Genomic DNA, 4,760 nt, shown 5'->3' with positions numbered 1-4,760 from the left:
CGATTCAATTTTTTCGGTCAGAGAATTGTCCGAATTCAATTGGTTTAAGTATTGACAAGAAAATAAAGTCAAAAAAAATGTTCCAATTATTATCAGTTTTCTCATTTTCTTAAATTGCTTACAACGTTTATGTATAAGAATAGTGCGGTTTTGTGTGCGAGGATTTTCCGCAGGAAAATCAGATGTAACAAAAAAGCACGGACTATCGATTAAGCACTAAACTAAGCATTATTTTTATACTTTGTTGTAAACAGTATTTATTTCCGCTTGTAAATTAATACGTATTTTTCTCTATCTGCTATAGTCATTCCGTCTTTTGAATAAATCAATATTTTTTTCTTCACAGGTTTTTGATAATAAAATCCGTCTTTTCTTTTTTTTACGATTTTAGCTTTTTTCAGAGATGGTAAATATGGGCTGTCAGGTGCAATTTGTAGTTCCAAATTTATCTCTTGAGTCTTTTCATCAAGATACCAAGTTCCATATGACACATTTAACGGATTAAAACTTTTATATGTTCCGTCATCATTGAAAACATAACTATCTCTATTTACATTTTCAATTCCCATATCTCTTCCGAATCTTATTAGAGGAATTTTAGTTTGCTTTCTCCATTCTCATCTTGCAATTCTATAAATTCCCATTCTCCAATTAAATCAGATTCAGTTAAGTTTTGAGAAATTCCTATTTGGAAAATCAATAATGATAATATTGTGAATATCGTTTTTCTCATATTGTTTACAACGGTCTTGTATATGAAAAGTAGCAGATTTATATGTGCCATTTTTCAGTTTAAAAACAAAGATAGCAGAAATGAACCAAACTTTAAATTTAGTTCTTAACTGCTATTTTTTATATACGTTGTTGTACCCAGTTATTTTTTAGTCAACTTATCAATATTCAATTAGTATATCTGCTGTTTTTTGTAAATCCGATTCTGCAATTTCGGTTTTAGGTGCTAGTGGAAATATTTGCTGTCCTTGTCGGCTGATGAATGCAGCTCTCCAACCTGCCCATAATGCACCTGCAACATCCCAACCGTGTGCTGCAATTAACATTGCTTCATTGGGTTTTACTCCCATTTTCCTTGCTCCCCATTCATAAGTTTCTCTAAATGGCTTGAATTTTCCAACTTCTTCAACGCTTAATCGTTCATCAAAATACTCGGTTAATCCAGCACTTTCAAATTGTTTTTTTACACCTTCATTAGATGAATTTGTAAATGATACTAATTTGTATCCGTTTTCTTTTAATTGATTTAACGCACCTTTTACTTCTGGATGTGCAGGTAAACCTCGTAAGGCATTTAAAATAATTTCACGTGCTTTATTTTCTGAAATCGTAATATTATTATTTGCGGCTACCATTTGAAGTGTTGCGGCACCAATATTTCCAAAATGATCATATTGACCGCTTGCCGAAGTAACCAAAGAATACTGTAGCATTGTTGTAAACCAAAGCGAAAGTAAATCTTCTTTTCCGTTTAGTGCTTCTCCAACTTGTTGTTTCATTTGTGTTAAATCCAATAAGGTTTCATTTACATCGAAAAACAAAACTTTAGGTCTTTCTTTATTGATAGTTTTCATATTACTTTTATTTGTTTGTCCTATAATAATATTAGGTGCTAAAATTGATGAAGTCCCTAATACTCCAAGGTTTTTTATGAAATTCCTTCTATTGCTTTTCATTACTGCTTCTAAATAAGTACAAATTATAAATCACTAAAAGAATATAACCAATTGGCATTATTGGTGGTTTAAATTCCATTGGTAATACTTCAGCAGGAACATCTGGATGAAGATGTGTATAAACAGCGACTACCATCATAGCAATTATTGATAAGTTACCTAAATAGAAGATTTTATTCCTTAATGAAGAACTTAAAGTATTTCCTTTAAATGTCAAGTAAATTAAAACCAATCCAATTCCGATTTCACTAAATTTTACGACATATTGCATTAGGTCTGGGAATGGAAACCCTATAATAGTTAGATGTTCATAGATGAAAGTTTTAAATGGTTCAGTGAATTTTGCTAATCCGGGAATTAGCATAAAAAAACCTAAAATTCCAGTGGCTATTTTTACTGATTTTTTCATAATTAAATTTTAAAATAGATAAGTTCAAACCATTGGTCTGAACTTATCTTATTGGGTTAGAATTAAACTGTTTCTGCTTTCCAAGCAAATTTTTGAAAAGGTGCATCTACAGGTGTATTTGCAATATGATTAGTATAATTACTTATCACTTTTTGTGATAAACCTAAAATGATTTCCAAAACTTGCCTTTCTTCATAACCTGCTGCATAAAATGTATTCAAATCATCTTGTGTTACGTGTCCACGATTGCGTACAATCTTTAAAGTAAAATCGTGTAAGACTTGTAACTTTTCTGTTGGCATAGCTGTTCTGTTTCTCAACGCTTCGCTTAAAGATGAATCTACTTTCATCATATTAGCAATTCCTGTATGTGCTGGTACACAATAATGACATTCGTGCTCTACGTTTATAGTTTGCCAAACTACCGTTAATTCTTCTTTGTTAAATGAAGATTGTGTGAACAGTTTGTGCAAAGTTTGGTATGCTTCTAATATTCCTGGTGCTCCAGCTAAAACTCCGTGTAAACCTGGAATCATTCCATTTTGTTTTTGAGATTGCTCTAATAAAGCTTTGCTACCTTCTGGTGCTGTTTCGATGTTGTGGATTTTTAATGTTGTCATAATTTTAATTTTTAATTGTTTTACTGATTTATTGATTTTCTTTGTATTCTCTTTATTGAAAGTGGTTTTATAATTAATCCTACAATTAATATTATGGTTAGTAGAATTGGTGTATTTTTTATTAATTCTTTATTCCAAATAGATAACATTGATAATAAAGATTGAGGTTTGTCGATTACCAAAACAGATATACCTGTCATTAATGTTCCAATTATTAATATAACAGGAAGTACGTTAGCGATTCCTTGAACCAATATGTGTTTCTCTGCCAAATATTTGTCCACAGATTTACCTACGAATGTTATTAATAGAATTGCAATAGGTATTACTAGAAAAAAGGCAATAGCATAAAATTGTAACCAATGAGAAATAAATTCTTGATTAGGATTAATTTTTTTATAGGTTAATAAACCTGTAATAACTATTAATAACATTGGTAAAATTTTAAATTTCTTTAGCTTTTGTTTCATTTGAATAATTTTATAACTAAACAATCGGTTAGTTATGGGTTAAAAAAAATGTTAAGTGTTTTTAAATATGTTCTCTATATAATTATCTAATTGAGTTTTGTTAAATATTCGTGTAGCGGAAGATAAACCGAACATAGATATAATTAGAAAATCAGCTTGTTGTTCAATCGTTGCAATATCTTTAGTTTTATCTTGTTTTAAAATATTAGCAAATACAAGTTTTACCTCATTTGTAAATTTTGCCAAAGATTCTTTTATCTGTTCGTCTGCATCTTCTCCAATTTCATTTGCTGTGTTGGTTACTAAACAACCTTTACCGAATTCTGTTTCTTTTGTGAATTCAATAAAGTCGTAGAAGTATTGTTTAATTCCTAAAATACCTTTTTGAGTAGACTTTAATTCATTTATGAGCTTGTTTAGCTTTTGCTTATAACATTTTAAACTTTCAAGAAATACACCATTCTTACTACCAAAACTTGAATAGATTGAGAATTTATTAATTCCCATTTCTTTCTCAAGCATTTGCATAGAAGTAGTTTCATAACCATTTCGCCAGAATAAATTCATAGCTTTTTCAATTACTTCTTCCTCGTTATATTTCTTTGTTCTTGGCATTTAATATTTAATTACAGGACAAAACTAAACAATCGGTTAGAAATAAAAAAATATTTTAACTTTTATTTTTTGATTTTCTGTCTATTGGTTGAAAATGAGTATGGAAGTTGTGGTTTTGGGTAATTGGGTACAACGTGTTTGTGTATGAAAAGCTGCGTTTTTGTATGCGAGGATTTTCCGTAGGAAAATCAGACGTAACAAAAGAGCAACGATCTTTATTTAAGCACTAATGTAGCATTTTTTTATACACGATGTTGGCAAATCGTTTTTTATAAATCGTAAATTTTTTTAAATTCCATTTTATTCTCCCAACAATCTTTAAATTCAGATTCGCAATTTAATTCAAATCCGAATTCGGTCAATTCTCCAGAATATTTTAAAGGACTTTTAGAAATTCCAACAGCGATTTCTTTTTTCGACTTTTCGTTCGCCTCGTAAACTTTATTTCGTGTTGTTTCAAATAATTCTCTTTGTCCAATTTCAAACGCAATTTCGTTTACAGTCAACTTAAAATTCAAGAGTGGATTTCCGTAATAAAAAATTCCGTGTCCACTTCCGTCTTCAGTTCCGAAATAGAATCCAACTAATTTGTTGTCAACTATGTCAATAAAAATAGAATGATTTTCTTCCTTATTTTCGGTTTGATATTCGTAAACTCCAATTATTTCATTATCGACTGATTGAGTTTCCAAATGCTCTTTTTCATATTCTTTCCATACTTGTTGAGAATTCCAAGCAGCTAAAGGTCCTGCGATATAATTTGAAAAAAAATATACCAAAGCAAAAACTACGATTAAAAGTATTCCGATTATTTTAAATATGCGTTTCATCAAATGTTTGCCAACGGTTTAGTATATGGTTTGTTGCGTGTTTAAGGACTAAAGTTAGCAAATAATAATGACATAGAAAATCCGCAGGACTTTTCGTGAGTAGGCGAGAAGCAGCAATAAATTATATA

General features: G+C 30.0%; 8 protein-coding genes. All 8 read right to left on the bottom strand.

The features are described from left to right. Nucleotides 1-257: 257 nt before the first annotated feature. On the bottom strand, nucleotides 258-569 hold the full coding sequence (locus ACJJVO_RS00040) for a hypothetical protein (protein WP_405568894.1): 312 nt from the start codon (nucleotides 567-569) through the stop codon (nucleotides 258-260). Between the two features lie 17 nt (nucleotides 570-586). Beyond that, nucleotides 587-733: a hypothetical protein gene (locus ACJJVO_RS00035; protein WP_405568891.1), complete on the bottom strand. Its 147-nt coding sequence runs from the start codon at nucleotides 731-733 to the stop codon at nucleotides 587-589. Nucleotides 734-893: 160 nt separating this feature from the next. Further along, the gene (locus ACJJVO_RS00030) at nucleotides 894-1,586 is read right to left on the bottom strand and encodes a haloacid dehalogenase type II (RefSeq protein WP_349664788.1); all 693 of its coding nucleotides are present in this window, start codon (nucleotides 1,584-1,586) and stop codon (nucleotides 894-896) included. A gap of 88 nt (nucleotides 1,587-1,674) precedes the next feature. Beyond that, a complete protein-coding gene (locus ACJJVO_RS00025; RefSeq protein WP_349664790.1) occupies nucleotides 1,675-2,097 on the bottom strand; it encodes a hypothetical protein in 423 nt (140 codons plus the stop codon). Between the two features lie 62 nt (nucleotides 2,098-2,159). Continuing rightward, a complete protein-coding gene (locus ACJJVO_RS00020; RefSeq protein WP_349664792.1) occupies nucleotides 2,160-2,717 on the bottom strand; it encodes a carboxymuconolactone decarboxylase family protein in 558 nt (185 codons plus the stop codon). A gap of 20 nt (nucleotides 2,718-2,737) precedes the next feature. Beyond that, nucleotides 2,738-3,187, bottom strand: a complete 450-nt coding sequence (locus ACJJVO_RS00015; RefSeq protein WP_349664794.1) for a DUF2798 domain-containing protein — start codon at nucleotides 3,185-3,187, stop codon at nucleotides 2,738-2,740. Between the two features lie 51 nt (nucleotides 3,188-3,238). Further along, a complete protein-coding gene (locus ACJJVO_RS00010; protein ID WP_405568888.1) occupies nucleotides 3,239-3,802 on the bottom strand; it encodes a TetR/AcrR family transcriptional regulator in 564 nt (187 codons plus the stop codon). 269 nt (nucleotides 3,803-4,071) lie between these two features. Then, the gene (locus tag ACJJVO_RS00005) at nucleotides 4,072-4,632 is read right to left on the bottom strand and encodes a hypothetical protein (protein WP_405568887.1); all 561 of its coding nucleotides are present in this window, start codon (nucleotides 4,630-4,632) and stop codon (nucleotides 4,072-4,074) included. Nucleotides 4,633-4,760 lie beyond the last annotated feature (128 nt).

The sequence above is a fragment of the Winogradskyella sp. Asnod2-B02-A genome (assembly GCF_045063645.1).
Classification (GTDB): Bacteria; Bacteroidota; Bacteroidia; order Flavobacteriales; family Flavobacteriaceae; genus Winogradskyella.
This window is presented reverse-complemented; position numbering and strand designations above follow the sequence as displayed.